Annotated in this window: 25 protein-coding genes; 16 read left to right on the top strand and 9 right to left on the bottom strand. The window is 66.9% G+C overall.

The features are described from left to right. Both ACNR9W_RS00200 and ACNR9W_RS00195 read right to left on the bottom strand, forming a co-directional pair. A complete protein-coding gene (locus tag ACNR9W_RS00200; protein ID WP_419268563.1) occupies positions 1–561 on the bottom strand; it encodes an SRPBCC family protein in 561 nt (186 codons plus the stop codon). A 5-nt stretch (positions 562–566) separates the two neighbouring features. Next, positions 567–1,076 (bottom strand): DUF3280 domain-containing protein, encoded by a 510-nt coding sequence (locus ACNR9W_RS00195; protein WP_419268562.1) that lies wholly within the window; start codon positions 1,074–1,076, stop codon positions 567–569. A 164-nt stretch (positions 1,077–1,240) separates the two neighbouring features. Here ACNR9W_RS00195 and ACNR9W_RS00190 point away from each other — a divergent pair, with 164 nt between their 5' ends. The 6 genes from ACNR9W_RS00190 to ACNR9W_RS00165 are packed head-to-tail and all read left to right on the top strand — an operon-like array spanning position 1,241 to position 6,164. Next, positions 1,241–2,431, top strand: a complete 1,191-nt coding sequence (locus ACNR9W_RS00190; protein WP_419268561.1) for an ABC transporter substrate-binding protein — start codon at positions 1,241–1,243, stop codon at positions 2,429–2,431. A gap of 7 nt (positions 2,432–2,438) precedes the next feature. Then, positions 2,439–3,410 (top strand): YVTN family beta-propeller repeat protein, encoded by a 972-nt coding sequence (locus tag ACNR9W_RS00185; RefSeq protein WP_419268560.1) that lies wholly within the window; start codon positions 2,439–2,441, stop codon positions 3,408–3,410. 23 nt (positions 3,411–3,433) lie between these two features. Then, positions 3,434–4,024 (top strand): cupredoxin domain-containing protein, encoded by a 591-nt coding sequence (locus tag ACNR9W_RS00180; protein WP_419268559.1) that lies wholly within the window; start codon positions 3,434–3,436, stop codon positions 4,022–4,024. A gap of 6 nt (positions 4,025–4,030) precedes the next feature. Continuing rightward, positions 4,031–4,753, top strand: coding sequence for an ABC transporter ATP-binding protein (locus ACNR9W_RS00175; protein WP_419268558.1), 723 nt, complete (start codon positions 4,031–4,033; stop codon positions 4,751–4,753). Next, positions 4,750–5,574 carry an ABC transporter permease gene (locus ACNR9W_RS00170; protein WP_419268557.1) on the top strand — a complete coding sequence of 275 codons (825 nt, stop codon included), beginning with the start codon at positions 4,750–4,752 and terminating at the stop codon, positions 5,572–5,574. Before ACNR9W_RS00175 ends, ACNR9W_RS00170 begins: the two co-directional genes overlap by 4 nt. Then, positions 5,571–6,164, top strand: coding sequence for a hypothetical protein (locus tag ACNR9W_RS00165; RefSeq protein ID WP_419268556.1), 594 nt, complete (start codon positions 5,571–5,573; stop codon positions 6,162–6,164). The genes ACNR9W_RS00170 and ACNR9W_RS00165 overlap by 4 nt, the downstream gene beginning before the upstream one ends. A gap of 61 nt (positions 6,165–6,225) precedes the next feature. Here ACNR9W_RS00165 and ACNR9W_RS00160 read toward each other — a convergent pair whose 3' ends face one another. Beyond that, positions 6,226–7,209: a glycosyltransferase gene (locus tag ACNR9W_RS00160; protein ID WP_419268555.1), complete on the bottom strand. Its 984-nt coding sequence runs from the start codon at positions 7,207–7,209 to the stop codon at positions 6,226–6,228. 186 nt (positions 7,210–7,395) lie between these two features. On the opposite strand from ACNR9W_RS00160, the gene rfbC reads away from it, so the two are divergent. The 6 genes from rfbC to ACNR9W_RS00130 all read left to right on the top strand — a co-directional run bounded on the left by rfbC (position 7,396) and on the right by ACNR9W_RS00130 (position 15,714). Next, positions 7,396–7,956 (top strand): dTDP-4-dehydrorhamnose 3,5-epimerase, encoded by a 561-nt coding sequence (rfbC, locus tag ACNR9W_RS00155; protein WP_419268554.1) that lies wholly within the window; start codon positions 7,396–7,398, stop codon positions 7,954–7,956. Continuing rightward, entirely contained in the window at positions 7,953–8,990 is a 1,038-nt protein-coding gene (gene rfbB, locus ACNR9W_RS00150; RefSeq protein ID WP_419268553.1) for a dTDP-glucose 4,6-dehydratase, read from the top strand. The genes rfbC and rfbB overlap by 4 nt, the downstream gene beginning before the upstream one ends. After that, positions 8,990–9,847 carry a dTDP-4-dehydrorhamnose reductase gene (gene rfbD, locus ACNR9W_RS00145; protein ID WP_419268552.1) on the top strand — a complete coding sequence of 286 codons (858 nt, stop codon included), beginning with the start codon at positions 8,990–8,992 and terminating at the stop codon, positions 9,845–9,847. Before rfbB ends, rfbD begins: the two co-directional genes overlap by 1 nt. After that, the gene (rfbA, locus tag ACNR9W_RS00140) at positions 9,844–10,716 is read left to right on the top strand and encodes a glucose-1-phosphate thymidylyltransferase RfbA (RefSeq protein ID WP_419268551.1); all 873 of its coding nucleotides are present in this window, start codon (positions 9,844–9,846) and stop codon (positions 10,714–10,716) included. The genes rfbD and rfbA overlap by 4 nt, the downstream gene beginning before the upstream one ends. 165 nt (positions 10,717–10,881) lie before the next feature. Beyond that, entirely contained in the window at positions 10,882–14,628 is a 3,747-nt protein-coding gene (locus tag ACNR9W_RS00135) for a glycosyltransferase (protein WP_419268550.1), read from the top strand. A gap of 24 nt (positions 14,629–14,652) precedes the next feature. Beyond that, the gene (locus tag ACNR9W_RS00130) at positions 14,653–15,714 is read left to right on the top strand and encodes a capsular polysaccharide export protein, LipB/KpsS family (RefSeq protein WP_419268549.1); all 1,062 of its coding nucleotides are present in this window, start codon (positions 14,653–14,655) and stop codon (positions 15,712–15,714) included. Between the two features lie 17 nt (positions 15,715–15,731). Here ACNR9W_RS00130 and ACNR9W_RS00125 read toward each other — a convergent pair whose 3' ends face one another. The 4 genes from ACNR9W_RS00125 to ACNR9W_RS00110 form a co-directional block, all read right to left on the bottom strand. Next, the gene (locus ACNR9W_RS00125; RefSeq protein ID WP_419268547.1) at positions 15,732–16,877 is read right to left on the bottom strand and encodes a UDP-galactopyranose/dTDP-fucopyranose mutase family protein; all 1,146 of its coding nucleotides are present in this window, start codon (positions 16,875–16,877) and stop codon (positions 15,732–15,734) included. A gap of 51 nt (positions 16,878–16,928) precedes the next feature. After that, positions 16,929–17,648: a 5'-nucleotidase, lipoprotein e(P4) family gene (locus ACNR9W_RS00120; RefSeq protein WP_419268546.1), complete on the bottom strand. Its 720-nt coding sequence runs from the start codon at positions 17,646–17,648 to the stop codon at positions 16,929–16,931. 51 nt (positions 17,649–17,699) lie between these two features. Further along, on the bottom strand, positions 17,700–18,944 hold the full coding sequence (locus ACNR9W_RS00115) for an MFS transporter (protein WP_419268545.1): 1,245 nt from the start codon (positions 18,942–18,944) through the stop codon (positions 17,700–17,702). 89 nt (positions 18,945–19,033) lie between these two features. Then, complete coding sequence (locus tag ACNR9W_RS00110) at positions 19,034–19,624, bottom strand: LolA family protein (protein WP_419268544.1); 591 nt, start codon at positions 19,622–19,624, stop codon at positions 19,034–19,036. A gap of 150 nt (positions 19,625–19,774) precedes the next feature. On the opposite strand from ACNR9W_RS00110, the gene ACNR9W_RS00105 reads away from it, so the two are divergent. Both ACNR9W_RS00105 and ACNR9W_RS00100 read left to right on the top strand, forming a co-directional pair. Next, on the top strand, positions 19,775–21,010 hold the full coding sequence (locus ACNR9W_RS00105; RefSeq protein ID WP_419268543.1) for a putative DNA modification/repair radical SAM protein: 1,236 nt from the start codon (positions 19,775–19,777) through the stop codon (positions 21,008–21,010). After that, on the top strand, positions 21,007–22,428 hold the full coding sequence (locus tag ACNR9W_RS00100; protein WP_419268542.1) for a UdgX family uracil-DNA binding protein: 1,422 nt from the start codon (positions 21,007–21,009) through the stop codon (positions 22,426–22,428). Before ACNR9W_RS00105 ends, ACNR9W_RS00100 begins: the two co-directional genes overlap by 4 nt. A gap of 15 nt (positions 22,429–22,443) precedes the next feature. On the opposite strand, the gene ACNR9W_RS00095 is transcribed toward ACNR9W_RS00100, so the two are convergent. After that, positions 22,444–23,667 (bottom strand): UbiH/UbiF/VisC/COQ6 family ubiquinone biosynthesis hydroxylase, encoded by a 1,224-nt coding sequence (locus ACNR9W_RS00095; RefSeq protein ID WP_419268541.1) that lies wholly within the window; start codon positions 23,665–23,667, stop codon positions 22,444–22,446. 49 nt (positions 23,668–23,716) lie between these two features. Continuing rightward, complete coding sequence (locus ACNR9W_RS00090; protein ID WP_419268540.1) at positions 23,717–24,568, bottom strand: SDR family oxidoreductase; 852 nt, start codon at positions 24,566–24,568, stop codon at positions 23,717–23,719. A 96-nt stretch (positions 24,569–24,664) separates the two neighbouring features. Between ACNR9W_RS00090 and ACNR9W_RS00085 the strand changes: the two genes are divergently transcribed. Both ACNR9W_RS00085 and ACNR9W_RS00080 read left to right on the top strand, forming a co-directional pair. Next, complete coding sequence (locus ACNR9W_RS00085; protein ID WP_419268539.1) at positions 24,665–26,149, top strand: AMP nucleosidase; 1,485 nt, start codon at positions 24,665–24,667, stop codon at positions 26,147–26,149. Positions 26,150–26,296: 147 nt separating this feature from the next. Continuing rightward, positions 26,297–26,596: an HU family DNA-binding protein gene (locus ACNR9W_RS00080; RefSeq protein ID WP_419268843.1), complete on the top strand. Its 300-nt coding sequence runs from the start codon at positions 26,297–26,299 to the stop codon at positions 26,594–26,596. Positions 26,597–26,658 lie beyond the last annotated feature (62 nt).

The following is a 26,658-nucleotide window of genomic DNA, read 5'->3' as shown; positions in this document are numbered from 1 at the left end:
CTATTCGGCCCGTCCGAAACGTTCCGCCAGCGCATCCAGACCGGAGGTATAGATGCCGTCAACGGCCGCGACGGCGGCCTCGTCGTTCAGTTCGGCCGGGGGTTCGTTGTTCGGGAAACCGCGATAGAAGCCGCCCTTCCACACCACCTCGGCCTTGCCCGACTTGTCCTTGACCTGCAGCGTCGAGGAATAGTTGGTCACCGGCAGAACCGCCGTGTCCACCTCAGTGATCATGTACTTGTAGCTCATCTTGTCGTTGTCGATCGCCATCAGCTGCTCGGTGATAGTCGGGGTTCCGCTGTCGGATTTCAGCGTCAGCACGCGGGTCGATTCGTCGGGCACGTCCGCGGGAGCGCCTTCCGGGGTCATCGCGGTCGAGGCGACGGCCGGGTGCCAGCTCATGTCGTCAAAATGACCGATCACCTCCCAGACCTCGGCGGGGGTGGCGTCCAGCACGACCGTCTGTTCGGTCTTGAGCCGCGAGGGGCCATGCGCCGCTGCCGCGCCGGAAAAGGCCACGACCGCGCCAAGCGCAACGGCAAGAACCTGCGTCTTCAACATTCCTGTCAGTCCTCTCGAAAGATGATGTTTCTCAGCAAATAGCTGTAACCGCGCCGATAGGCGTCGTCGGTATTGCCCCGGATCTCGACCGAACCCGCCCGCAGGGTCTGCCCGCTTTCGGCATCCCGGAGATAGAGGTTCACCGACTGGATCAGGTTCGACACCTTCTGGACCTCGCCGGCGATGGCATAGTCCGATCCCATCTCGGCGGCGATCCGGGTGTCGGCGCCGTTTGAATGGACCGGGTTCCTGATGGCCGCCATGGCCTCTGCCGGGGGGTCGACCAGCGTAAAGCCGCGCTGGGTCAGATCCTCGGCGATGTACTCCTCGATCATCGCCAGGCGGGCGGTTTCGTCCGCGCGCGCGCCATTGATCTCTCCCTCGGTCGAGGTGTCCAGGTAATGGATGCCGAACCAGGTGGCCGACCCCGGTTCGGGGGCCTGTCGGGTCGCCTCCTGGGCCAGGGCCCCGAACGGGGCGATCATCAGGGACAGGGTCAGGATGTGGCGGCACATGGTCATTTCCCGACCATGCGCCGGGTCCGGTATGGCGTCCATGAGACAAAAGGCTGAGCCCCTGCGACCAAAGGCTGAGCCAAAACTTCCCGGTTCTGCCGGGATAAATAACCGGCTTGCCCCATGCCCCGCCACCCTCCACCATGAGGGCAGGGAGACGAGAAATGCTGAAAGGATTCATTGGGCTTCTGGCGGGCGTCGTGGCGCTGGCCCAGCCCGCCGCGGCCCAGGCCCCCGATCCGGTCCTGGTGCGGACGGCCGTCCTGCGGGTCGATGATCCGGGCCTGCCGCCGATCTCGCGGCTGGACCTGGAACCCGCGGACCTGGGTTTCGCGGGGGCCCGTCTGGCGATTGAGGACAATGACACCACCGGCCGCTTCATGGGGCAGGACTTCGAGGCGATAGAGGTCGCCGCCAGCCCCCAGACTGCCGCCGACGAGATGGCCAAGCTGCTGGACGAGGGGATCGAGTTCATCGTGCTTCTGGCCGATGACGCCACGACCCTGGCCCTGGCCGACCAGGCAGGCGACCGCGCCATGGTGATCAACGCCCGCGCCCGGGGGGATAACCTGCGCGGCGCGGATTGCCGTTACAACACCATCCACGTCGCCCCAAGCCGGGCGATGCTGGCGGATGGGCTGGCGCAGTTCCTGATGTGGAAGAACTGGCCGCGCTGGTTCCTGATCCATGGCAGCCATCCCCAGGACCAGGCGATGGCGGACGCCTATCGCCGCTCGGCCGCCAAGTTCGGCGCCCAGATCGTGGAAGAGCGTGAATACCTGGACACCGGCGGCGCCCGTCGCACCGACAGCGGTCATGTGCAGGTGCAGGCGCAGTTGCCGGTCTTTACCCAACGCGCGGCCCAGCACGACATCGTCATCACCGCCGACGAGGCCGATGTCTTTGCCGCCTATCTGCCCTATCTGACGTGGGACCCGCGCCCCGTGGCGGGATCGGCCGGGCTGGTGCCGCGCAGCTGGCATCCGGCGATGGAGGCCTGGGGCGGCACGCAGTTCCAGAACCGCTTCGAGCGCCTGGCCGAACGACCAATCCGCGAGGAGGATTACCAGACCTGGCTGTCCCTGCGCATCGTGGGCGAGGCCGCGACCCGCACCCAGTCCGGCGATCCGAAGGTGCTGAAGGAGTTCATCCTGTCGGACCGCTTCGACGTGGCGGGCTTCAAGGGCCAGGCCCTGACGGTCCGGGCCTGGGACCACCAAGTCCGCCAGCCGATCCTGTTGACGACGGGCGTCCTGACCACATCGGTCAGTCCCCAGGACCAGTACCTGCACCAGACCAGCCAATTGGACACCCTGGGCATCGACGGGCCCGAAACCGAATGCCGATTTCCATGAGGACCACATGAAGCACCTGCTCTGCCCTGCCGCAGCCTTGGCCGTGCTGGCCCTGGCCGGTCCCGCAGCGGCCAACCGCGTCTTCGTCACGAATGAACGCAGCAACGACCTGACCGTCCTGGACGGCGAGACGATGGAGGTGATCGGCACCTATCCCGTGGGCAACCGCCCGCGTGGGGTCACCATCAGCCCCGACGGGACCGAACTTTACGTCTGCGCCTCGGACGACGACCTGGTGCGCGTCTTCGACCCGAACACGATGGAGGAACTGCACACGCTGCCCTCTGGCCCCGACCCCGAGCTGTTCGTGCTGCACCCGTCGGGAAACCCGCTCTATATTGCCAATGAGGACGACAACCTGGTCACGGTCGTCGACGTCAAGGAACACCGCGTCCTGGCCGAGATCCCGGTCGGGGTCGAACCCGAGGGCATGGGCGTCAGTCCGGATGGCCGCGTCGTCATCAACACGTCGGAAACGACCAACATGGCGCATTTCATCGACACCGAGACCTTCGAGATCACCGCGAACGTGCTGGTCGACAGCCGCCCGCGCTTTGCCCAGTTCACCGCGGACGGGTCCAAGCTCTATGTCACGTCCGAGATCGGCGGCACGGTCAGCGTGATCGACCCGGCCACCCAGCAGATCACCAAGAAGATCACCTTCGACATCCCCGGCGTCCTGCCCGAGGCGATCCAGCCGGTGGGCGCGCGCGTTACATCGGACGGCAAGAAGCTCTATGTCGCGCTGGGGCCCGCCAACAGGGTTGCCGTGATCGATGCGCAGACGGACGAGGTCACGGATTACCTGCTGGTCGGTCAGCGCGTCTGGCAGATGGCCTTCAACCCGGACGAGACCTATCTCTACACCACCAATGGCAATTCGAACGACGTGTCGATCATCGATGTCGCCCGCGACGAGGTGGTCCGGTCGGTCCAGGTGGGCCAGCAACCCTGGGGCGTCGTGGTCGCCCCCAACTGATCCAACAGGAAAAGGAATGATCGATGACCTTGCTGAACAGGCTGATGTCGGGCGCCGCCCTTGCGTTGATCCTGGGCCTGCCGGCAGCCGCGCAGGATGCGCCCGCACCGGATGCGCCGGCCGAGGCGCCTGCGGCGGACAGCGCTGCGGCCCCGGCAGAAGCAGTAGCCCCTGAGGAGGACGACGACGAGGAGGAGCAGGAGGACGCGGCCGAGGGCGGCGTCCACGAGGCGGCGGGCAAGTTCGACTATGGCTTTGCGGGTCTGCTGGCGCGCGACAACCGCACCGACCTTGCGCCGCTGACGCTGGCTGCGGGCCAGCCTGTGGCATCGGCGGAATACACGCTGAAATCGGGCGGCTACTACCGCATCGACATCACCGCCGACGGCAGTCAGGAGCTGGCCCTGTCGGGCGGCGACTTCTTCCGGGCCGTCTGGATCAACGAGATCGTCATCGAGGACATCGAGATCCGCCCGATGGGCATCCACAGCATCGAGTTCGACAGCGCCGGCACCGCGACGCTCAGCTTCATCGCGGTGCTGCCCGGACGATATGCCTTGTCAGTGCCCGGATCATCGGGCGACAGTCTGCAAGCCGTCTTTAACATCCAGTAGGTGCCCTTGACCGCAGCACTCGAGATCGACCAGGTCAGCCACAACTTCGGTGCCGTCCAAGCGCTGAAGGACGTGTCGCTGACGGTGCCGCAGGGCGGGTTCACGGCGCTCCTGGGGGTGAACGGGGCGGGCAAGACCACGCTCTTTTCGCTGATCACGCGGCTTTACAACAACCGGTCCGGGGTGATCCGGGTCGCCGGTCATGACCTGCGGCGCCAGCCGTCGCAGGCGCTGGCCCGCCTGGGGGTCGTGTTTCAAAGCCGTGCGATGGATGCCGACCTGACCATCCGGCAGAACCTGATCTATCACGCCAGCTTGCACGGCATCCCGGGTCGGCTGGCGCGTCCCCGCATCGACGAGGTCCTGGCCCAGGTCGACCTGGCCGACCGGGCCGATGCCCGCATCACCGCCCTCTCCGGCGGGCAGGCGCGGCGGGCCGAGATCGCGCGTGCCCTGATCCACCGGCCCGAACTGCTGCTGCTGGACGAGGCGACGGTGGGCCTCGACGTGAAGTCGCGGGCCGAAGTGCTGGCCCTGACCCGCCGCCTGATCGCCGATCATGGCGTCTCGGCCCTCTGGGCCACGCATATCATGGACGAAATCGCACCCGACGACGACCTGGTGATCCTGCATCGTGGCGAGGTGCTGCGCCACGGTCGGGCCGCGCAGATCGCCGGGCCCGAGGGGCTGACGCGTGCCTTTCTGGACATGACCGGGGTCGCCGCATGATCCACCCCACAGCCTCGGCCCGCGGCTGGCTGACCGCCTTCCTGGGCATCGCGCGTCGCGAGACGCAACGCTTCGTCAACCAGCGCGGGCGCTTTCTGGCGGCGCTGGTGCGGCCGCTGGTCTGGCTGTTCATCTTTGCCGCCGGCTTCCGCGCCGTCCTGGGCCTGTCGATCACGCCGCCCTACCAGACCTATGTCCTCTACGAGGTCTACGTGACGCCGGGCCTGGTCGTGATGATCCAGCTCTTCAACGGGATGCAGTCGTCGCTGTCGATGGTCTATGACCGCGAAACCGGCGCCATGCGGACCCTGCTGGTCAGCCCCTTTCCGCGCTGGTTCCTTTTGGGGTCCAAGCTGATCGCGGGGGTGATCGTGTCGATCATCCAGGTCTTTACCTTCCTCGCCATCGCCTGGTTCTGGGGCATAAGGCCGCCGGCCTGGGGCTATGTCGCCGTCATCCCGGCGCTGATCCTGTCGGGGCTGATGCTGGGCGCGATGGGCCTGTTCCTCAGCAGCGCCATCCGTCAGCTGGAGAATTTCGCCGGCGTGATGAACTTCGTAATCTTCCCGATGTTCTTTGCCTCCTCGGCCCTCTATCCGCTGTGGCGGATGCGCGAAAGCTCGCCCCTGCTGCACGACATCTGCCTATTCAACCCCTTCACCCATGCCGTCGAACTGATCCGCTTTGCGCTGTACCTGCAGCTGAACTGGACGGCCCTGGCGGTGGTTCTGGGCTGCCTGGCCGCGTTCTTCGGGGCCGCCGTCTTCATGTATGATCCGCAAAAGGGCCTCTGGGCCCGCCGGAAAGGAGGCCCCGCATGATCCGCCTGTCCCTGGTGATCGCCCTGCTGGCGGCCGGACCCGCCCTTGGCGCGGCCGGCACCGACCCCGACTGGCCCTGCATCCAGCGCAAGCAGCCGCATCTGTCGCTGGGGCAGGTCTGGACCGGCCCCGCGCCCGATGAAACCTCGGGCCAGCTGGCCCGCGATTTGCGCATCGAGCAACTGGCCGCCCGGCTGGAACAGCGGCGCCTGCCGCTCGACCAGGCCGAAGCCGAGATTGCGGAATTCGCCGCCCAGGCCGATGATGCGCAGCTGGTGGCCCTGATGCAGGCGATCTTCGACAAGATCGAGCGCGACCGCAGCGCGCTGATCGGCGGCATCTCCCGCTATGGCCGCTCGCAGGTCCAGATGTCGGAGCGGATCGAGGCCCGCCGCGCCCGCATGGCCGAACTGGAAGCCGCAGAGCAACCCGATTTCGATGCGCTCGACGCCGAGGAGGAGGCCCTTGACTGGGACGCGCGCATCTTTACCGAACGTCAGCAGTCCCTGACCTATGTCTGCGAAACGCCGGTGATCCTCGAACAGCGCCTTTTTGCGCTGGGCCGGGCCATCGCCAGCCACTTGGACTAGAACTTCTTCGCTGTGAAAATACCCCCAGGGTCCCGGACGACCGACCAGGGACTCTGCCAAGTTACCGTGCTCCTTCCGCCAGGCGCAGCACCTCGTCATGAGAGCGGTCCAGACGTCCCGCCAGCCCATCGGCCACCGCCTGGTCCAGAATCGCGCGGAACTGCCCGGCATCCGGCCCATAATCGGCGCCCTTGCGGCGCCATTTGCGCAGCAGCACCGGCACCAGCGGCCAGAACCACGGCCCCGCCGCGACCCGATAGGCCATCAACGCGTTGCGGTACATGTAGAACACCTTCCAAATCGGTCGCAGCACCACCCCCGACTGGCCCTGCTGCGCTGTGGTGTCGTGATCAAACCGGATCTGCGGTGCAAAGGCGATGCGCAGCCCCTGGCGGCGCATCTGCAGGGTATAAAGCTGGTCGTCCCCATAGATGAACAGGCGCGGATCGGGCAGCCCCGCCCGGACCAGCGCCGCCCGCGACAGGAACAGGCCGACAAAGCTGCTCATGTCGATCGCGCGAAGCGGGGCGCCGTCGCGGTAATCACTGTCTGTCAGGTGAAACCCCGCCCTTCCGCGCCCACCGGGCAGGCGCGCCAGCGTGCGCAGGAAGGCGCCCGGATGCCAGAACGGGTTGCGATAGGGCCGGTTCATCTCGCAGATCTGCCCGCCGGGATGGAAGACCGCGGCGCCAATGCCGTCCCAGCCCGTCTTCTCCATCGATCGGAAGGCGGTAAAGGCCCCGGGCTGCGGGCGACCGTCATCATCCATCAGCACGATCCAGTCGGCATCGGTCTGGTCCCGCGCCAGCTGCATCCCCAGGGAAAACCCACCAGCCCCGCCCAAATTGGCCGCGCTGCGGTGCAGGATCAGGCGGGAATCCTCCAGGCTCTCCAGCCAGCCCCGAGTTCCGTCGGTCGAGGCGTTGTCGACGACGATGACCTGATCGACCGGCTCGGTCAGCAGGCTGCGGATCGTGACGCGCAGCTTGTCCAGCCGGTCATGCGTGACGACGACCGCGGCAAGGGTCGTGGAGGGATGGACCATTCATGCGGCTCGCGGCTGCTGCCGGCGATGCCCGGCGGTTCCGGGGGGATTATCATGACAGGCCCTCCGCTCACAACTGTTCTCCTTCGGCAGCTGTTGCCCGCAGCCTCCACAGGATTTCTCCACAGACAGGCTGACAAGATGCCGCCCACGCCTTAGACATCTGGAAACGCAACCGAGTCAGTCATGCAGATCGAAACGACCCCCCTCCCAGATGTCCTGATCCTGACGCCTGCTCGGCATGGCGATGATCGCGGCTTCTTTTCCGAAAGCTGGAACCGGCGCACGCTGCGGCAGGCGGGGGTGGACCTGCCGGAGTTCGTGCAGGACAATCATTCGCTGTCGGGGCAGGCGGGAACGGTGCGCGGGCTGCATTACCAGGCCCCGCCGCATGCGCAGGGCAAGCTGGTGCGCTGCGGGCGGGGGCGGCTGTTCGACGTGGCGGTGGACGCGCGGCGGGGCAGCCCGACCTATGGGCGGTGGTTCGGTGCCGAGCTCAGCTTCGAGAACGGCCGCCAGCTGTGGATCCCGGCAGGGTTCCTGCATGGCTTCGTGACGCGCGAACCGGACACGGAGATCGTCTACAAATGCACCGACCACTACGACCGCGCCTCCGATGGCGCGGTGGCCTGGGACAGCCTGGGGATCGACTGGGGCGTCGACGACCCTGTCCTGTCGGACAAGGACCGCGCCGCGCCGGCCTTTGACGCCTGGCAATCGCCCTTCACCTTCGAGGCGGCGGCATGAAGATCCTGGTCACCGGCGGCGCAGGCTTCATCGGCTCGGCCGTGGTCCGGCTGGCCATCGCGCGCGGCCACCAGGTCGTGAACCTGGACGCGCTGACCTATGCCGCGAACCTGGAGAACGTGGCGGGGGCCGCAGGCTCCGACCGCTATGCCTTTGAACATGCCGACATCCGCGACCGGGCGGCGCTGGACCGCATCCTGGCGCAGCACCAGCCCGACGCGATCATGCACCTGGCGGCCGAAAGCCATGTGGACCGGTCGATCGACGGCCCCGACGCCTTTGTGCAGACCAACGTGATCGGCACGTTCAACCTGCTGGAGGCCGCCCGCGCCCATTGGATCGCCCGGGGCAAGCCCGAGGGGTTCCGCTTTCACCACATCTCGACCGACGAGGTCTTTGGATCCCTGGGCGAGACGGGGCAGTTCACCGAAGCCACCCCCTATGACCCGCGCAGCCCCTATTCCGCCAGCAAGGCGGGTTCGGACCACCTGGTGCGGGCCTGGCACGAGACCTATGGCCTGCCGGTGGTGCTGACCAACTGCTCGAACAACTACGGGCCCTATCACTTTCCGGAAAAGCTGGTGCCGGTGGTGATCCTCAAGGCGCTGGCCGGAGAGCCGATCCCGGTCTATGGCGACGGCGGCAACATCCGCGACTGGCTGTTCGTCGAGGATCACGCCGATGCCCTGCTGCTGGTGCTGGAAAAGGGCCAACCGGGACGCAGCTACAACATCGGCGGCGAGAACGAGGCCCGCAACATCGACCTGGTGCGCATGATCTGCGCGCATATGGACGAGCTGCATCCCGCAGGCGCGCCGCATGCGGACCTGATCACCTTCGTGGCCGACCGCCCGGGCCATGACCGCCGCTATGCCATCGACCCCGCCCGCCTCCGCGACGAACTGGGCTGGCGCCCCTCGGTCACGGTCGAGCAGGGGCTGCGGCGCACGGTGGAGTGGTACCTGGCCAACCGCGACTGGTGGCAGCCGCTGCTGGCGCGCGACGGCGTCGGCCGGCGTCTGGGGGCCGCCTGATGCGCGACCTGCTGATCTTTGGCCGCAACGGGCAGGTGGCCCACGAACTGGCCGAGCTGGCCCCCCGCGCCAGGTTCCTGGGCCGCGACGAGGCCGACCTGGCCGATCCCCCGGCCTGCGCCGCCGCGATCCGCGCGATTGCGCCCCTGGCCGTGATCAACGCGGCCGCCTATACCGCCGTGGACCGCGCCGAAGCCGAGCCCCAGATCGCCCGCACCGTCAACGCGGACGCGCCGGGCGCGATGGCGCGGGAATGCGCGGCCCTGGGCATCCCCTTCCTGCACCTCTCGACCGACTATGTCTTTGACGGCGCGGGCCATCTGCCGCGCGACGAGGATGCCCCGACCGGGCCCCTGGGCGTCTATGGCGCCACCAAGCTTGCAGGCGAAGAGGCCGTGGCGGCCGCCGGCGGGCAATGGGCGGTGATGCGGACTTCCTGGGTCTTCTCGGCTCACGGCACGAATTTTGTCAGGACGATGCTGCGCCTCGGGGCCGAACGCGACCGTCTGACCATCGTGGGCGACCAGGTCGGCGGCCCGACCCCCGCCGCGGATATCGCGGCGGCGGCCCTGGCGATCCTGTGGGGCATGCAGGCGGATCCGGCCAAAGGCGGGATCTATCACTTTTCGGGGGCGCCGGACGTCTCCTGGGCCGATTTCGCGCGCCAGATCTTCGCCCGCGCCGGCATGAACACCAAAGTCGTGGACATCCCCGGCACGGATTATCCGACGCCGGCGCGCCGGCCGCTGAACTCGCGGCTGGACTGCGGCCGGATAGCGCGCGATTTCGGGATCCAGCGCCCGGACTGGCGGATGGGCCTGGCGCGCGTGCTGCAACAGCTGAAGGACAGGTCATGACACAGCGCAAGGGCATCATCCTGGCCGGCGGATCGGGCACGCGGCTTTATCCGATCACCATGGGCGTGTCGAAGCAGCTGCTGCCGCTTTACGACAAGCCGATGATCTTCTACCCGATCACCGTCCTGATGCTGGCCGGCATCCGGGAGATCGCGATCATCACCACGCCCGAGGATCAGGACCAGTTCCGCCGCCTGCTGGGCGACGGCAGCCAATGGGGGGTCGGCTTCACCTATATCATGCAGCCCTCGCCGGATGGTCTGGCGCAGGCCTATATCCTGGCCGAGGATTTCCTGGCGGGCGCGCCCTCGGCGATGGTGCTGGGCGACAACATCTTCTTCGGCCATGGCCTGCCCCAGTTGCTGGGCGCGGCCGATGCGCGGACCGCAGGCGGCACTGTGTTCGGCTATCGCGTGTCGGACCCCGAGCGCTATGGCGTCGTCGATTTCGACGACCAGATGCGCGCCCGGGCGATCATCGAAAAGCCAAAGGTCCCACCGTCGGACTATGCGGTCACAGGCCTCTACTTCCTGGACGGAACCGCGCCGGAACGGGCCCGCGCCGTCAAGCCGTCCGATCGCGGCGAGCTGGAGATCACCACCCTGCTGGAAAGCTACCTGCATGACGGCAGCCTGACGGTCGAGCGCATGGGACGCGGCTTTGCCTGGCTGGACACCGGCACCCATGCCAGCCTGCTGGATGCCGGGAACTTCGTGCGCACGCTGGAAAACCGCCAGGGCCTGCAGACCGGCTGCCCCGAGGAGATCGCCTTCGAAGCCGGCTGGATCACCGCCGATCAGCTGCGCGAGCGCGCCGCAAGGTTCGCCAAGAACGAATATGGCGCATATCTGCTGAGGTTGATCGGCTGATCCGACCGGTGGATGCCCCCTGCTGGCGGGGCTGTGAGCAAGGTCAAGCGCACCTGCGCCGGGCCCCTACCACTATGCCCTTTTTTCCCCTATAGCGGTCGCCGCGACAGCCCGTGCAGGTCCTGAGTCTGCAAAAGCTGTGGATGTTCAACTGACCGGTCAGCCATGAGAAAATTAGTCACAGAGCGCGTTCCTGGCGCGGGGCTTTACAACCAGTTCCGGGGCCTTCTTGAGCGGCCTGGCCTGCGCATGTTCCCCGACCTGCGGGAGGACATTCTGAGCCGGCGCCTTCTGCCTCACCGGATCGGGTTTCAGCGCAACAACCTGGAAACGGCCTTTTCGGCCAATTTGGGGCGCCTGTTCCCGAACCTGATCGCAGTGGACGAGCCCGGCATCGACTCGGACGCCCCCGTGCTGATGTATGGGGCGATCCTCGACGACCTGTCGAAGTCGCATGACAGCACCAAGAACCTGCTGCCCCATGTCAGCCGCGATGCGCCGGTCCTGTTTTTCGAGATGGGATTTCTGGCCTCGACCACGAGTTGGTCCGAAGCAATCGCCTCGCGCGATCCCAAGCAGGCCTGCCTCGGCTATATCTTCGACGACCGGGCGCAGTACTACATGTCCGACCGCGAAACCCGCCTGGACGAAAAGCTCAACGGCGACTTCCAGCTGACGGACGAGCAGCGGCAGCGGGCCCTGCGCGCCATCCAGCGCATCGTCGATGCCAAGATATCGAAATACAATTCTCAGCCGTTCTTCCGGCCGGAAGTGTCGCTCGACCACAAGCGCCGTGTCCTGGTGGTCGATCAGAACTTCTCGGATGCCTCAACCTTTTACGGCCGCGCCACGGAGAGCGACTTCCGGGCCATGCTGAAGGCCGCCGTGGACGAGAATCCCGATGCCGAGATCCTGGTCAAGACGCACCCGGACCTCAACTGGGTCAAGGGCGGCAAGCGGCGCGGGTATTTCGACCAGCTGACATCCGAGGGACGGGTCAGGATCCTGCGCGACAGCGTCAACCCCTTCGAACTGTTCGACCTGGTCGACAAGGTCTATGTCGGCACGAGCGGGATGGGTCTGGAGGCACTGCTGGCGGGCAAGGAGGTCGTCTGCTTTGGCGCCCCCTGCTATGCGGGGTGGGGGCTGACGGATGACCGGGTTGTCGTGCCCCATCGCCACCGCAGGCGGGACCTGGCCGAGTTCTTCCACGCCTTCTACATCTGGTACACGATCTATCACCTGCCCGAGGGAGAGGTCCCCGCGCAGATCGAGGACGTGTTGGACTTCATCGAGGCCAACCGCCCGGTTCAGCCGCGTCCGGCCGAGGCACCGTCCGCGCCGATGGTTTCCATCATCATCCCGGTGCACGGGGTCGAGCGGTACATTGCCCAGTGCCTGGCCTCGATCCAGCGGCAAAGCCTTCAGGACTTCGAGGTGATCCTGGTCGATGACGTCAGCCCCGACCGGTCGGTCGAGGTCATCGAAGGCTATGCCGCGGCCGATCCGCGCATCCGGCTTGTCCGCGGCACCCGGAACGTCGGCCCCGGCTTTGCCCGGAACCAGGGGATGGAACTGGCCCGCGGCCGCTATGTCCTGTTCATCGATCCCGACGACTACATGCCCGACCCGCTCCACCTTCAGCGGATCGTGGCCATGGCCGAAGAGGACGGCGCCGATCTGGTCCGCTTTCGCAAGCGCAGGGAGCAGGTCGAGAACGAGGCCGGCAAGATCCTGCAGATGCGCAAGGATATCACCGAGCGGTTCTTCCCGCGGGAGGTGCGCAGGACGACCATTGCCGATCATCCGGAGATCGCCCATTCGCGGCACTTCTGGAACTGGCTCTATCGCCGCGACTTCCTGGACCAAAGAAACATCCGCTTTCTGACGGCCTATCGCGAGGAACGCGCCTTCCTGTTGCAGGCCTATATGGCCGATCCGGTCGTCTCGATCTGCGACAGCGACGGGGTGGTCTACCGGATCCGCCAGGATTCTGCCGTGCGCCGCGCGCAGAGCATGTCCGACGTCATGGACCAGTTGGCGAATTTCGAGGCGGTCACGGTGCAGATGGGCCAGGCGGGGGCGCTGGAGAAGGGATCGCCGCACTGGTGGCTGGCGCGGTTCCAGGTTTCGCAGTTCCTGCACTACCTCTATTTCGGCTTCGCCTGGAAGACCGCCAAGGCCGCCAACAAGAGCGGCATCTTCCTGGACCACCTCGCCCGTTCGCTGGAGCAGTGGGGGATGGGTCCGGACGACCTGATCACCGATCCTGCGCAGCTGTCGAAGCTGCATGTCCGGGCGGGCGCCTACAAGCTGCTGCTGGCAGCGACGTGCATGCGGCGGGCTGACCTGGTCGAAACCGCACTGAGCCTATTGCCGATCTCGTCGAAGGACCTGCACGCGACGTTCCTGCAGGTGCCCGCCAGCGGGGCCGAGCGGAACCTGCAGCAGGCCCTGAACACCTATGCGCGCAACGACCGCGTCACGCCGACGGGCGATCCGGAGGCAGTGTCCGGGAAACGCCCCCGGATCCTGATCCACCTGGGCGCGACCAAGACCGGCAGCACCACGCTGCAGCATCTGCTGGAGGACAATCGCCCCGCCTTGCTGAGGAGGGGCATCTGGTACCCCGAGGTCGGCCTGTTCTGGCAGCCGGACCGGCCGCACAAGCAGGCCGGACACGCGCGCTTTGTCGTCGAGGCGGCGGCTGGCACCCAAGACCTGCGCCGCTACCTGCTCAGCGGCCTGGCGCAGATGCCGGGTCAGGTGCACACCATTGTCCTGTCCTCCGAGGCCTTCTTCCTCAACGAGAACTCTGCGGCCCTGGCACAGCATTTCCGGGACTTTGACGTCGAGATGGTCGTCTATCTGCGCCGGCAGGACGAATGGGCCAATTCGCAATATGCGGAATTCGTGGCCGGAGGTGCCATCAGCTCGACCTCGCTCAGGATCGAGCAATGGCTTCAGCTGCCGGCCACGCGCAGATGCCTGGACTATGAAGCCCTGCTCAAGAACTGGCAGCAGCATCTTCCGCAGGCGGCGATCCACCTGCGGCGGTACCTGCGCAGCCCGGGCAACGACTGGAACATCATCGAGGATTTCGTGGCAGCCACGGGTCTTTCGGAGCTGGCCGACCTGCCGCCGCCGCCCTCGGGCAAGACCAACGACGCCCGCCTGTCAGCTGCGCATGTGGAGCTGATCCGGCTTTACAACAGGCGGCGCTTTTTCAACAAGGGCGCCTACCTGCGCTTCATCGAGGCGGCAGCCAGCGGCTTGAACGCCTGGCGCAAGGCGCAAGGGATGCCGATGCCGTCGCCCTGGCTGCTGAGCGAGCAGCAGGCGGACGGGATCATGGCATCTGCCGAGGCCGGCAACGGCCAGATCGCCCGCGACTATTTCGGCCTGGAACCCGATCAGCTGTTTCCTGCACGATCCCCTGCGCCCAGCCCCTGCGGGATCTACCCAGAGGAATTCGAGATCGTCGAGGCGGCCTTCGAAGCTGCCAATGCCCGGGCACCGAGCGAAAAATCAGGCGAGACGATCGTGAACTATGGCATCTTCAGCTGGCGCAGGTGGAGCGCGGTCCCGATGATCTCGGCGGCCTACCACTATCGCGGGCGGCCGGATCTGGCCCGGGATGTTCAGGCCGACCCGGCAGACTTCGCCCGCCGGCACTGGATGGGGCGGCGGTCCAGGCTGCGCTGGCTTGCCTATTCGGACGCAAGCACCTTGGGTCCCCGCCAAGTCCTGCGGCTCTGGCTGCCCGTGCTGACGCCCTTGGTGCGCTGGCGCCTGGGGGACGGGGCGGTCGACAGGCTGCACAGCAATCCCGTGGGCTTTGTCCGCGACATCAAGAACCCCGTTTATCGGCTCGTCGGCCGGGCCCTGTTCCCCATGGGGGACAAATGCTGACCTGCCGGCGTCGCGCGGGGACCGATGCCTGATCGCACCCCGCGCGTGGTGGCGCTGGAAATCCCTGAGGCCTGGTTTCGCGATCCGGGCAACGGGGGCCAGCACCAGATGTTCTACGCCTCGCTGCTGTCGGCGCTGGCCGAGCTCGGGGTTCTGGTCCGTCCCCTCTGGATGCCGCGGGGGGCGGATCGCGCCCCCCGATCGGCAGGCGACAGCGACCTGCTGATCAGCTTTCATTCCTATGGCGCGGCAGAAGGCGATGTCCTGCGCTGCAAGGAATCCTATCTTCCGCCCTATTACACGATGGACCCGCAGGGCTATGCCTGCTTTTCGCAGCTGGCCCGCGACCCCGGGGTCCATGCCAAAGCGGTCGAGGCGCAGGACCCGCATGAGGCGCGGGCCTTTGTCCAAAACCTGTCGGAGGAGCTGCGGCGGACCAACCTGTCGAAATATCCGCAATCCGCCGAGCCGGTCCAGATCAGGCCCGGATACCTGTTTGTTCCCTTGCAGGTGGTGCAGGATTCGGTGGCACGCGGGGCCTGGCTCGGGGTGGAGGAAGCCCTGAAGGTCATCGTCGCGGCGGCGGCAGATCGCGGCCTGCGCACGGTCGTCAAGCGCCACCCCCGTTGCAGCAGCGCCAGGATCGCCCGGCTGCTTCGATCCCTGCCGCAGGACGGGACGGTCGAGCTGTCGCAGGCCTCAGTCCAGGCCTTGGTGGCGGGTGCGGAACTGGTCGTGGGCGCCAATTCCGGGGTCCTGTTCGAGGCGCTTTTGCAGGGCAAGCCGGTCATCAGCTACGCAGAGGCCGAATTCGGGCAGATCACCCATCAGGTCCGCACCGCGGATGCACTTGCCCAGGCCATCCGGGTGCCCCGGGTGCCCGATGCCGGCGCGCGCGACAAGTTCCTGCACTGGTACCTGACCCGCTATTGCGTCCGGGCCGACGATGTCCCGGCGATCCGCCGCAGGATCCGCGCGGCCCTCGACGCCGGTCTTGAGGCCGGAGCAGGCCGTGCAGCGGCCCTGCCGTCCTGGAAACTTTACGCCTATTCCCTCTTTGACCGCACCAAGCGCCGGTTGTTCTGAACGGCCCTGGGTCGGGATCAGGCGGGGCTGTCGAGGAAGGCGGGGGGCGCCTCTCCTGCCGCGGCGGCCTGGGCGATGACCCGTGCGGCGTCCAGGGCCTCGCGCACCGTCACGTCCATGTCCAGATACCGATAGGTCCCGAGGCGACCCACGAAGGTGACGCCGCGCGTCTCCTGCGCCAGCGCGACATAGCGCTCCAGCAGCGCCTTTTCCTGGACCAGCCGGACCGGGTAATAGGGGGTGTCGCCCGGCTCTGCCGCGCGGGCGTATTCCCGATAGCAGACGCTGCCCTCATGCGCCTCCCAAGGGCTGAAATGCTTGTGCTCGGTGATGCGGGTGAAGGGCACGGCACGGTCGCCGTAGTTCATCACGGCACAACCCTGGTAGTCGCCCTGATAGGTGAAACGCTCGAAATCCAGGGTGCGATAGCCAAGCCGGCCAAGGCGATAGCCGAAATATCCGTCCAGCGGACCCGACCAGACCACATGATCCACGCCCTGGGCCATTCCGTCATCATATTCCTGCCCCAGTTCGACCGTGATGCGGGCATGATCCAGGATCCGCTCTACCAGGGCGGTGTATCCCTCTTCGGGCATGCCCTGAAAACGGTGGAAAAAGTAGTTGTCGTCATAGTTGAAGCGCAGCGGCAGGCGCTTGAGAATCGACGCAGGAAGCTGGCTGGGCGAACAACCCCACTGCTTTTCCGTGTAGCCTTGGAAGAAGGCCTCGTATAATTCCCGGCCGACAAAGCGCAGGGCCTGCTGTTCGAAAGTCTGCGGATCGGTGATGCTGCGGTCGGCCTTCGCCTCGATGAAGGCACGCGCCTCATCGGGGCGCAGGGTGGTGCCGAAGAACTGGTTGATCGTCAGCAGGTTCACGGGAAGCGGATAGACGCGGCCCTGCGCGGTCGCCTTGACCCGGTTCTGATAGGGCAGGAAGCGGGCAAAGCGGTTGACGTAATCCCAAGCGCCCTGGTCGTCGGTATGAAAGATGTGGGGGCCATAGACGTGCATCATGACGCCGGTTTCCGCGTCGCGGGCCGTGTGGCAGTTTCCGGCCACATGCGGCCTTGCGTCGATGACGTGGCAATGATGTCCCGCCTCGGCCAGCTGGCGCCCGATCACCGCCCCCGACAGCCCCGCCCCAACCAGAAGTACTCTCATCTTGTGCCCCGCGTTGCGCCGGATCCGGCGGGGCTTCGTGCCCGCAGACCGCTATAGCCCCGGGGCCGGCGCTCGTCCAACCCTGGCTGTGCCGGGGCCTGCGGGCTGCCAGGGGCGCAGCTCGGCCTGCATCCAGGTGCCGTGGGCGGCGTTGGGAAAGACGATCCAGTCCTGGCCGAAACGGTCGGCGTGGTCGGCGGTCAGGCGATGCTGATCCTCCAGCGCGGCCCCGGCGAAGGCCCCGTGGAAATCGTGCAGCGTGTCGCCCAGCTGCAGGATCACCCGGTGGTCACGCTCGACCGCGGCGCGGCGCTCGGCCTTGGGGGGGCCGAACAGCAGCACCTGTTCGGCGCGGACCTGGGGCAGGCCGAGGCGCGACAGCGTGGCGATGGTGGCCAGCTTGTTTTCCTCGAACCGGTCGGAGACGTAGAAGATCGTCACCCCCAACTGGTCCGCCAAGGCAAAGAATTCGGCCGCGCCGGGGATCAGGTGCGGGTCGCCTTCGCGTTCCCACAGCTTCCATGTGTCGAGGTCGTGGAACATGTTCTCGTGATGCATCGCCAGCGCCATCACTGCGCTGTTGTCCAGGATCGTCTCGTCGATGTCGCTGAGGATCGCCAGCCCCTCGCCGCCGCCCGCCTGCCGGACCGCATTCTCGAGGCGCAGCGTGGCCAGCGCGTAGCATTGCCGTTGCAGGGCCTTCACCTCGGCCGAGGCCTGCTGATAGCGGATGGCGATGGCATGGTCATGCGGGGTCGGATGAGGCTTCATGATCGGTCCTTGGATCGCGCGCCGCGACGCTAGGCCGGGCGCGCGCCAAGGTCAAACAGCGGGGGCGGGAATCCGCACCGGCGCCTCGCGCACCGGCAGGTGGATCAGCGCGCTGAAGGCGCCCACGCCGACGCCGATCCACCAGACCAGCAGATAGTCGCCGGAAGCGTCATACAGCCAGCCGCCCAGCCAGACGCCCAGAAAGGACCCGATCTGGTGCGACAGGAACACGAAGCCGTAGAGCGTCGCCATGTAGCGCAGCCCGTAGATATAGGCCACCAGGCCCGAGGTCAGCGGCACCGTCGCCAGCCACAGCCCCCCCATCACCAGCGAGAAGAGGATCACCGTGCCCGGCGTGATCGGCGTCAGGATGAAGGCCGCCGCCGCGATGGTGCGCAGGGTATAGATCCCCGCCAGCAGGTATTTCTTGGTATAGCGCTTGCCCAGGTAGCCCGCCAGGATCGCCCCGCCGATATTGGCCAGCCCGATCAGCGAGATCGCGACCGCCCCCAAGGCCGAGGTCGTGGTGATCCCCAGCCCCGCCAGCATGCCCGCCGGGTCGATCGGGCCGCACATCTCGGTGATCATCGCCGGGAAATGGGCGGTGATGAAGCCCAGCTGGTAGCCGCAGGAAAAGAAGCCGGCGAAGATCATCAGATAGGAGGGATCGCGGAAGGCGCGCTTGAGGACGGTGCCCAGGCTGTCCTCCAGTTCGCCGCGGCTGGCGGGCTTGCCCCCGCCCAGCATCGGCAGGAACAGCATCGTGGCCAGAACGATCACGCCGAAGATGATGAAGACCCCCTGCCAGCTGTAGAAGGCCAGCAGGATCTCGGCCAGGGGGGCGCCGAAGACCTGGCCCGCCGAACCCGCCGCGGTGGCGATGCCCAGGGCCAGGCTGCGGTTCTCGTCGCTGGCGGCACGGCCGACGACGGCCAGGATCACGCCAAAGCCCGTGCCGGCGATGCCGAAGCCGACGATCACCTCCAGCAGCTGCACGGCTGCGGGGGTGGTGGCGAAGGCTGTCAGGATCAGGCCCGCGCTGTAGAGGAGGGCGCCCAGAATGATCGCCCATCGGTCGCCCCACCGTTCGGCCAGCGCGCCGAAGATCGGCTGGCCGATGCCCCAGGCCAGGTTCTGGATGGCGATGGCCAAGCTGAACTCGGCCCGCGGCCAGCCGAAATCCTCGGCCACGGGGATCTGGAACACCCCGAAGCTGGCGCGCAGCGCGAAGTTGATCAGCAGGATCAGCGAACCGCCGATCAGGACCGGCGTGAAGATGCGGGCTTGGGAAGACATGGCTGTGGCCTCGGGACAGGGAGGCCACAGCGTTGCCCCGTGGGGCGCAGGCGGTCAATCACGCAATTGTATGGACGCAATCGGCCCCGTCAGCGGCGGCCCATCTCGGCCTGGATCGAGAAGCGCGACGAGGGGATCGAGCCGCCCTTCTGCATCTCGCCCAGGATCACGGTGGTCTTCTGGCCGCTGTCGTCGGTCACGACCCACTGGCGCAGCTCGGTCGGGCTGGTGAAGACCATCTGGATGTTGCCGTTCTGCGGCCGCTGCGGATCCTGGGCGGTGACGACGGTTGCATTGTCCTTTTCGCTGTGCCCGGTGACCATGCCCTGGCGCCCCAGGTTCACGTTGGCGTCCAGGATGATCGACAGCGGCGTCTGCGACAGCGGGTATTGCTGCGGCCCGCTGTTCGACTTGGCGTCGAAGATCGCGACGTTCCCGCCCGAGGCCAGGACCAGGGTGCGGTCGTTGTCGTATTCGAAGCGGACCCGGCCCGGACGCTGGATATAGACCGTGCCGGTCGAGACGGTGCCGTCGGGGTTGATCTGCGTGAACTGCGAGGTGACCGTCGTCAGGCTGTTGAGATAGCGCGAGATCTCGTTAAGGGAAATTCTCTCGGCGAAGGCCGGAAAGGCCATGGCGAGGGCGAGGACGGGCGCGAGTGCGAGTGAGCGTATGTTCATGACCCCGATCATATCCTTTCGCGATTTTCTTGCACATCACGTCTGGTGGATGCGACGGCGGGCAACGATCGCGCCGCCGTGACAGTTCCGCGCGGTTTGTTTCAGGCCGGCATGCTTGAATGGAACGGAGCAAGAACATATTATCATAGCATGGCACAGCGCACCCTTCAGCAAAAGTTGGCGATCCTGTCGGACGCGGCGAAATACGACGCCTCCTGCGCGTCCAGCGGAACGACGCGGCGCGATTCGCGCAATGGCGGGGTCGGCTCGGCGGGGGGCAGCGGGATCTGTCACGCCTATACGCCGGACGGGCGCTGCATCAGCCTGCTGAAGATCCTGATGACGAATTTCTGCATCTTTGACTGCGCCTATTGCATCAACCGGGTCAGCAGCAATGTCGAACGGGCGCGGTTCTCGCCCGAAGAGGTCGTCAAGCTGACGCTGGAATTCTATCGCCGCAACATGATCGAGGGGCTGTTCCTGTCCTCGGGGATCATCCGCAGCCCGGACCAGACGATGGGCGACATGGTCCGCATCGCGCGGATGCTGCGGATCGAACACGGGTTCAAGGGCTACATCCACCTCAAGACCATCCCCGACGCCTCGCCCGACCTGGTGGCGCAGGCCGGGCTGTTCGCCGACCGCCTGTCGGTGAACATCGAGCTGCCGCAGGATGCCAGCCTGCGCCAGCTGGCCCCCGAAAAGCGACCGGAGACGATCCGCGCTGCCATGGCCGATGTGCGACTGGGGCGCGAGGCTGCGAAGGAAAAGACCTTTTCCGGCAAGCGCCCGCCGCGATTCGCGCCTGCCGGTCAGTCCACGCAGATGATTGTCGGGGCGGATCAGGCCACCGACCGCGACATCCTGCGGACCTCGGCCAACCTTTATTCAGGGTATCAGCTGAAGCGGGTCTATTATTCGGCCTTCTCGCCGATCCCGGACAGTTCCGCCGCCCTGCCGCTGATCAAGCCCCCCTTGATGCGCGAACACCGCCTGTACCAGGCCGACTGGCTGATGCGCTTTTACGGCTTCGACGCCGAGGAAATCGGCGCCGCCCATCCGTCGGGCAACCTGGACCTGGCCATCGATCCCAAGCTGGCCTGGGCGCTGGCCAACCGGGCGCAGTTCCCCGTCGACGTGGCCCGTGCCCCGCGCGAGATGCTGCTGCGCGTGCCAGGCTTTGGCACCAAGACGGTGACGCGCATCCTGGCCGCGCGGCGCAGCGGGGCCATCCGCTATGCCGACCTGCTGCGCATGGGCGCGATCATGTCCAAGGCGCAGCCCTTCGTGACGCTGCCCGACTGGACCCCCGGCGGCCTGACCGACAGTGCCGGCCTGCGCGCGCGCTTTGCCCCGCCGCCGGAACAGCTGTCCCTTTTCGGATGATCCGCGTCCCGCTGCCCCGCTTTGGCCGCTTCGATGCTTGGCGGGCCGCGGCGCGCGATCTGGCCAGCGCCCGCGTGCCCACGGAAGGTGTGTCATGGACCGAGCCCGACACGCCCCCTGACCTGTTCGGGGCCGACCCGACCCCGCCGCCGGGGTCCCACCCGGTCACCGCCACGCAGGATTTCCTGCAGCTGGCCCGTCAGGTCGCCAGCCATTCCGACCCCGAACGCTGGTCCCTGCTCTATGCCGCGCTGATCCGGGCGCAGACGGACCGGCGGTTCCTGTCGAACCCGGCCGATCCCATGCTGGACCGCCTGACCCGCATGGCGAAATCGGTGCGCCGCGACATCCACAAGATGCACGCCTTTGTCCGCTTTCACGAATTGCCGTCGGAGGGGCCGCGCCGCGCCTTCGGGGCCTGGTTCGAACCCGAACACCCGATCCTGGAGGCCGGGACGGCGTTCTTTGCGAAACGCTTTGCCGACATGGACTGGCTGATCGCCACGCCCGAAGGAACGGCCCGGTTCGACGGCGATGCCATCGCCTATGAAGCTTCCGCCCCGCGCCCCGACCTGCCCAGTGACGCCAACCACGACCTGTGGCAGACCTATTTCGCCAATATCTTCAACCCGGCCCGCATCAAGACCGAGGCGATGCGATCGGAGATGCCCAGGAAATACTGGAAGAACCTGCCCGAGACCCGTTTGATCCCCGAAATGCTGGCCGATGCCCCCCGCCGCGTCCAGGCCATGCGGGAGGCCGGCGCGACCGAAGCCCCGGCCTTTGCCCCCCGGGTCACCGCCCGCATCCGTCAGCAGCCCGATGACAGCCTGCCTGAAACGCTGGAGCATGCGGCGTCACAGGCCGCGCGCTGCACCCGGTGCGAGCTGTGCCATGCGGCCACGCAGACGGTCTGGGGGCAGGGTGATCCGGGCGCCGCGCTGATGATCGTGGGCGAGGCGCCGGGCGATCAGGAGGACCTGGCCGGGCGGCCCTTTGTGGGCCCAGCGGGACAGCTGCTGCGTCAGGCGATGGCCGAAGCGGAGCTGGACCCGGATCGTGCCTGGCTGACCAATGCGGTCAAGCATTTCCGCTTTACCCCACGCGGCAAGCGCCGGATGCACCAGACTCCCGACCGGCCGCATATCGAGCAGTGCCGTTGGTGGCTGGGCCTGGAACGCCGGATGGTGGCGCCGCGCCTGACGGTCGCGCTTGGGGCGACGGCGGCCTTTGCGCTGACCGGAAACCGCAGCCCGCTGACGCCCCGCCGCGGCACGATCGAGCCTGCGTTGGACGGCGGGCCCGTTCTGGTCACCTGGCACCCCAGCCTCATCCTGCGCCTGCCCCCCGATCGCGCGCCAGAGGCGCGGGCGCAGCTGCGCGCCGATCTGGCCCACGCGGCCCATTTGACCGCCTGACATCGCCTTTGGCGGTTAAAGCGCCCGCCCCGTCAGCAGGCGCGGCATCGGGTCGATCGAGAGCCCCGCCGCCTGTCGCATGAAGCCGCGACGCAAGGCGGGAACCCGCGTCACGAGCCCCATCCCCAGGCCACGGACCGCAGAGACAAGCCCGTTGTCCGTCCCGAACAGCCGGTTGACGCCGTCCATGCCAAGCGCCAGCGCGGTTGCATCAAAGCGGCGCCAGCCTTGGTACCGTTCCAGCACCAGTTCGCTGCCGATATCCTCGCCGCAGCGGGCAGCCTCGACCAGGACCTGAGCCAGGGCCGCCACGTCGCGCAGCCCCAGGTTCAGTCCCTGGCCCGCAATGGGATGCACGCCGTGGGCGGCGTCCCCCACCAGCGCCACGCGCGGCGCGGCATAGCGTTCGGCCAGCGACAGGCTCAGTGGATAGCTGAAGCGCGGCCCGGCCAGCGCGATGCCGCCCAGGAAATCGCCAAAGCGCGGGCGCAGCACCGACAGGAACTCCGTATCGTCCAGCGCGGCAATGGCGGCCGCGTTGGCATGGGTTTCGGACCAGACCACGCTGCTGCGCTTGCCGGGCAGGGGAAGGATCGCCAGCGGCCCGGTCGACATGAAGTACTGATGCGCGATGCCTTCATGCGGCAGGTCGTGGTCCAGCGCCGCGACCAGGGCGGTCTGGCCGTAATCCCAACCCTGCCTTCGGATCCCCGCGCGGTGTGCCACGCCCGAGCCGCGCCCGTCGGCCCCGACCAGCAGGCGCGCCGCGATCTGCCGGCCGTCAGACAGCGTGACGGTCACGCCGGCAGGTCCGGGCTGCTGCCCGGTCACGGCGACGCCGGGCCAATGCGTGACCTTGTCCGACATGGCCGCCATCAGCGCGCGATAAAGGAACCGGTCCTCCAGCATATGGCCGACCGGACCTTCCTCGGTTTCGGCGCTGTCGAAATGCAGGAAGAACGGGGCCGCGCCCTCTCCGGGTTGGCCCTGCGATGCCTTGACCTGCCGGATCGGCTGGCTGTCACCGGCCAGTCCGTCCCAGAGCCCAAGCGCCGACAGAAGCCGGACCGAGGCCACCGCCAGCGCATAGGCGCGCCCGTCGAAGCCGTCGCCCGACCGCGCATCCACGGGTCGTGGATCGACGACCGCGACCGAAAGGCCCGCATCCGCCAAGGCAAGGGCGAGGGTGGGGCCATTCAGCCCGCCTCCGGCGATCAGAACGTCGAACTGCTGTGTCATGAGGTGATCCATGCATGGCAAGGGGTCAAAGGCAATGCGGCGCGCGGCCTCAGCCTTCCGCGTTCAGCAGGGCCGCCAGCCCCGTGCGGTAATCGGGATAGCGCAGGGTGACGCCTAGCTGCTGCTTGATGCGGTCGTTCCGCACGCGCTTGCTGTCGGCATAGAAGGACCGCGCCATGGGCGACATCCGGGCATCTTCGAAAGGCACGGCCGGCGGCACCGGAAGGCCCAGCAGATGGGCTGCATGGGCGATCACGTCCTGCGGCGGGGCCGGGTCGTCGTCGCAAAGGTTGTAGATGCCGATCGGCGCGGGCTTCTGGATCGAGGCCAGCAGCACCTGGGCGATATCCTCGACATGGATGCGGGAAAACACTTGTCCGGGCTTGATGATCCGCCGTGCGCTGCCGTCGCGGACCTTCTGGAAGGGGCCGCGCCCGGGGCCGTAGATGCCGGCCAGGCGGAAGATGTGCAGCGGCAGGTCATGCGCCCGCGCCAGGTCCTGCCAGTCGGCCTCGGCCCGGATGCGGGCCTGGCCGCGCGGGCCCGATCCGTCCAGCACGCTGTCCTCGTCGACCCAGCCCCCGTCGCGGTCGCCATAGACGCCGGTGGTGGACAGATAGCCCAGCCAGCGCGGGCGGGCGCGGGACATCTCGTCGCGAAAGGCGGCCAGCACCGGGTCGCCATGGTCGGCCGGGGCGGTCGAGACGAGGATGGCGTCGGCCCGCGTGATCGCGGCGCGAACCTCGTCCTCCTGTCCGGGCCACAGCAGGGGACGCGCCCCGGTCGCCGCGACGCGGTGCGTGTCGGCCCGCGTCGTGCCCGTGACGTTCCAGCCCCGTGCCGTCAGCAGGGGCGTCAAATAACCGGCGGAATAGCCGTGACCGAAAACTAGCATCTCCATGACGGCACCGTAACGACGGCCGCGGACGGGCGCCAGACGCTTGCCTGCTGTCCATCGCGCTGGCAGGGTCATGGGCAACCAGAAGGACAAGAACAGATGACAACGGATCCCCGCTTCCTGCCCGTCGAGACGCCCCCGCCCCCCGCCCGCGAAGGCTTTACCGATGCCAATGCGGCGGTGGCACGGCTGCAGGCGTTGTATGACGAGGCGACGGGGTTCCTGCTGGGGCACTTCACCCGCATCCTGGAAGGCGCACGGCCCGAGGCCCGCTATCGCGCCTTCTATCCCGAGATCCGCCTGACCGTGCCCACCCATACCAAGACGGATTCGCGCCTGTCCTTTGGGCACGTGGTGCAGCCGGGCAGCTATGCCGCCACCGTCACCCGGCCCGACCTGTTCCGGAACTACCTGATCGAACAGGTGGGCCTGCTGATCAAGAACCACGGGGTGCCGGTGTCGATCGGGCTGTCGACGACGCCGATGCCCGTGCATTTCGCCGTGGCCGCGCAAAGCGACCTGGCCGTCCCGCAGGAGGGGGTGCTGGATTTCAGCCTGCGCGACGTCTTTGACGTGCCGGACCTGAACACGATGAACGATGACATCGTGAACGGCGTGGCCTGCCCGATGCCCGATGGCACGCAGCATCTGGCGGCCTTCACCGCGCAGCGCATCGACTATTCGCTGGCGAGGCTGGCGCATTACACCGCCACCGCGCCCGAGCATTTCCAGAACTTCGTGCTGTTCACGAACTACCAGTTCTACGTGGACGAATTCGAGGCATTCGCCCGGCGGGCGCTGGCCGACAGCTCGCTTGGCTATACAAGCTTTGTCGCGCCCGGCAACCAGCAGATCAGCGACCCGCATCAGCCGGTGACGGTGCTGTCCAAGATGCCGCAGATGCCGACCTATCACCTGAAACGTGCGAACGGGCAGGGGATCACGCTGGTCAATATCGGCGTCGGGCCGTCGAACGCCAAGACCGCGACCGACCATATCGCGGTCCTGCGTCCCCATGTCTGGCTGATGGTCGGGCATTGCGCGGGGCTGCGGAACAGCCAGTCGCTGGGCGATTTCGTCCTGGCCCATGCCTATCTGCGCGAGGATCACGTCCTTGACGACGACTTGCCGGTCTGGGTTCCGATCCCCGCCCTGGCGGAGGTGCAGGTGGCCCTGCAGGAGGCCGTGGCCGAGGTCACCCGGCTGGACGGATACGAGCTGAAGCGGATCATGCGCACGGGCACCGTCGCCACCATCGACAACCGCAACTGGGAGTTGCGCGACCAGTCCGGCCCCGTTCATCGCCTGTCGCTGTCGCGCGCCGTGGCGCTGGACATGGAAAGCGCCACCATCGCGGCCAACGGCTTTCGTTTTCGCGTGCCCTACGGCACGCTGTTATGTGTCAGCGACAAGCCCCTGCATGGCGAGTTGAAGCTGCCGGGCATGGCCACGGATTTCTATCGGACGCAGGTCTCCAACCATCTGTTGATCGGGATCCGCGCGATGGAGAAGCTGCGCGACATGCCGCTGGAGCGGATCCATTCGCGCAAGTTGCGATCCTTCAGCGAGACGGCGTTTCTGTGACAGCGGCATAAATCACCAGCAAACGCGGGTTTTCGCGCGTATGGCGAAAAAGGCTTGATCTGCCCGTCAAAACCGTGTGTAGCAGGCGATATGCCGCAAAAGGCGCTAATGATGGGCCCGGTGGAACAGGGCAAGAGGAGACAGACCATGGCTACGGCTTCTGCCAAACCGATGACCAAAACCCAGCTGGTGGCGACTCTCGCCGAAGAAATGGGCTCGGACAAGAAATCGGCTGCGGCCGCTCTGGACGCGATCGTGTCGATCGTGACCCGCGAAGTCGCCGCCGGCGGCGCGGTCACCCTGCCCGGCATCGGCAAGATCGCCTGCCGCGCCCGCCCCGAGCGTCAGGTCCGCAACCCGCAGACCCAGGAAATGATGACCAAGGCCGCCGACAAGCAGGTCAAGGTGACGATCGCCAAGGCGCTCAAGGACAGCGTCAACAGCTGATCCCCCGCAAGCGCGGAAAGATCGAAAGGGTCGTGCCACAGGGCGCGGCCCTTTTTTCATTG

This window comes from Paracoccus sp. T5 (assembly GCF_048538155.2).
Lineage (GTDB): Bacteria > Pseudomonadota > Alphaproteobacteria > Rhodobacterales > Rhodobacteraceae > Paracoccus.
This window is presented reverse-complemented; position numbering and strand designations above follow the sequence as displayed.

Coding starts and splice junctions, on each gene's coding strand:
- ACNR9W_RS00200 (WP_419268563.1), bottom strand. CDS start 561: ATGTTGAAGACGCAGGTTCTTGCCGTTGCGCTTGGCGCGGTCGTGGCC.
- ACNR9W_RS00195 (WP_419268562.1), bottom strand. CDS start 1,076: ATGTGCCGCCACATCCTGACCCTGTCCCTGATGATCGCCCCGTTCGGG.
- ACNR9W_RS00190 (WP_419268561.1), top strand. CDS start 1,241: ATGCTGAAAGGATTCATTGGGCTTCTGGCGGGCGTCGTGGCGCTGGCC.
- ACNR9W_RS00185 (WP_419268560.1), top strand. CDS start 2,439: ATGAAGCACCTGCTCTGCCCTGCCGCAGCCTTGGCCGTGCTGGCCCTG.
- ACNR9W_RS00180 (WP_419268559.1), top strand. CDS start 3,434: ATGACCTTGCTGAACAGGCTGATGTCGGGCGCCGCCCTTGCGTTGATC.
- ACNR9W_RS00170 (WP_419268557.1), top strand. CDS start 4,750: ATGATCCACCCCACAGCCTCGGCCCGCGGCTGGCTGACCGCCTTCCTG.
- ACNR9W_RS00165 (WP_419268556.1), top strand. CDS start 5,571: ATGATCCGCCTGTCCCTGGTGATCGCCCTGCTGGCGGCCGGACCCGCC.
- ACNR9W_RS00160 (WP_419268555.1), bottom strand. CDS start 7,209: ATGGTCCATCCCTCCACGACCCTTGCCGCGGTCGTCGTCACGCATGAC.
- rfbC (WP_419268554.1), top strand. CDS start 7,396: ATGCAGATCGAAACGACCCCCCTCCCAGATGTCCTGATCCTGACGCCT.
- rfbB (WP_419268553.1), top strand. CDS start 7,953: ATGAAGATCCTGGTCACCGGCGGCGCAGGCTTCATCGGCTCGGCCGTG.
- rfbD (WP_419268552.1), top strand. CDS start 8,990: ATGCGCGACCTGCTGATCTTTGGCCGCAACGGGCAGGTGGCCCACGAA.
- rfbA (WP_419268551.1), top strand. CDS start 9,844: ATGACACAGCGCAAGGGCATCATCCTGGCCGGCGGATCGGGCACGCGG.
- ACNR9W_RS00135 (WP_419268550.1), top strand. CDS start 10,882: ATGAGAAAATTAGTCACAGAGCGCGTTCCTGGCGCGGGGCTTTACAAC.
- ACNR9W_RS00130 (WP_419268549.1), top strand. CDS start 14,653: ATGCCTGATCGCACCCCGCGCGTGGTGGCGCTGGAAATCCCTGAGGCC.
- ACNR9W_RS00125 (WP_419268547.1), bottom strand. CDS start 16,877: ATGAGAGTACTTCTGGTTGGGGCGGGGCTGTCGGGGGCGGTGATCGGG.
- ACNR9W_RS00120 (WP_419268546.1), bottom strand. CDS start 17,648: ATGAAGCCTCATCCGACCCCGCATGACCATGCCATCGCCATCCGCTAT.
- ACNR9W_RS00115 (WP_419268545.1), bottom strand. CDS start 18,944: ATGTCTTCCCAAGCCCGCATCTTCACGCCGGTCCTGATCGGCGGTTCG.
- ACNR9W_RS00110 (WP_419268544.1), bottom strand. CDS start 19,624: ATGAACATACGCTCACTCGCACTCGCGCCCGTCCTCGCCCTCGCCATG.
- ACNR9W_RS00105 (WP_419268543.1), top strand. CDS start 19,775: ATGGCACAGCGCACCCTTCAGCAAAAGTTGGCGATCCTGTCGGACGCG.
- ACNR9W_RS00100 (WP_419268542.1), top strand. CDS start 21,007: ATGATCCGCGTCCCGCTGCCCCGCTTTGGCCGCTTCGATGCTTGGCGG.
- ACNR9W_RS00095 (WP_419268541.1), bottom strand. CDS start 23,667: ATGACACAGCAGTTCGACGTTCTGATCGCCGGAGGCGGGCTGAATGGC.
- ACNR9W_RS00090 (WP_419268540.1), bottom strand. CDS start 24,568: ATGGAGATGCTAGTTTTCGGTCACGGCTATTCCGCCGGTTATTTGACG.
- ACNR9W_RS00085 (WP_419268539.1), top strand. CDS start 24,665: ATGACAACGGATCCCCGCTTCCTGCCCGTCGAGACGCCCCCGCCCCCC.
- ACNR9W_RS00080 (WP_419268843.1), top strand. CDS start 26,297: ATGGCTACGGCTTCTGCCAAACCGATGACCAAAACCCAGCTGGTGGCG.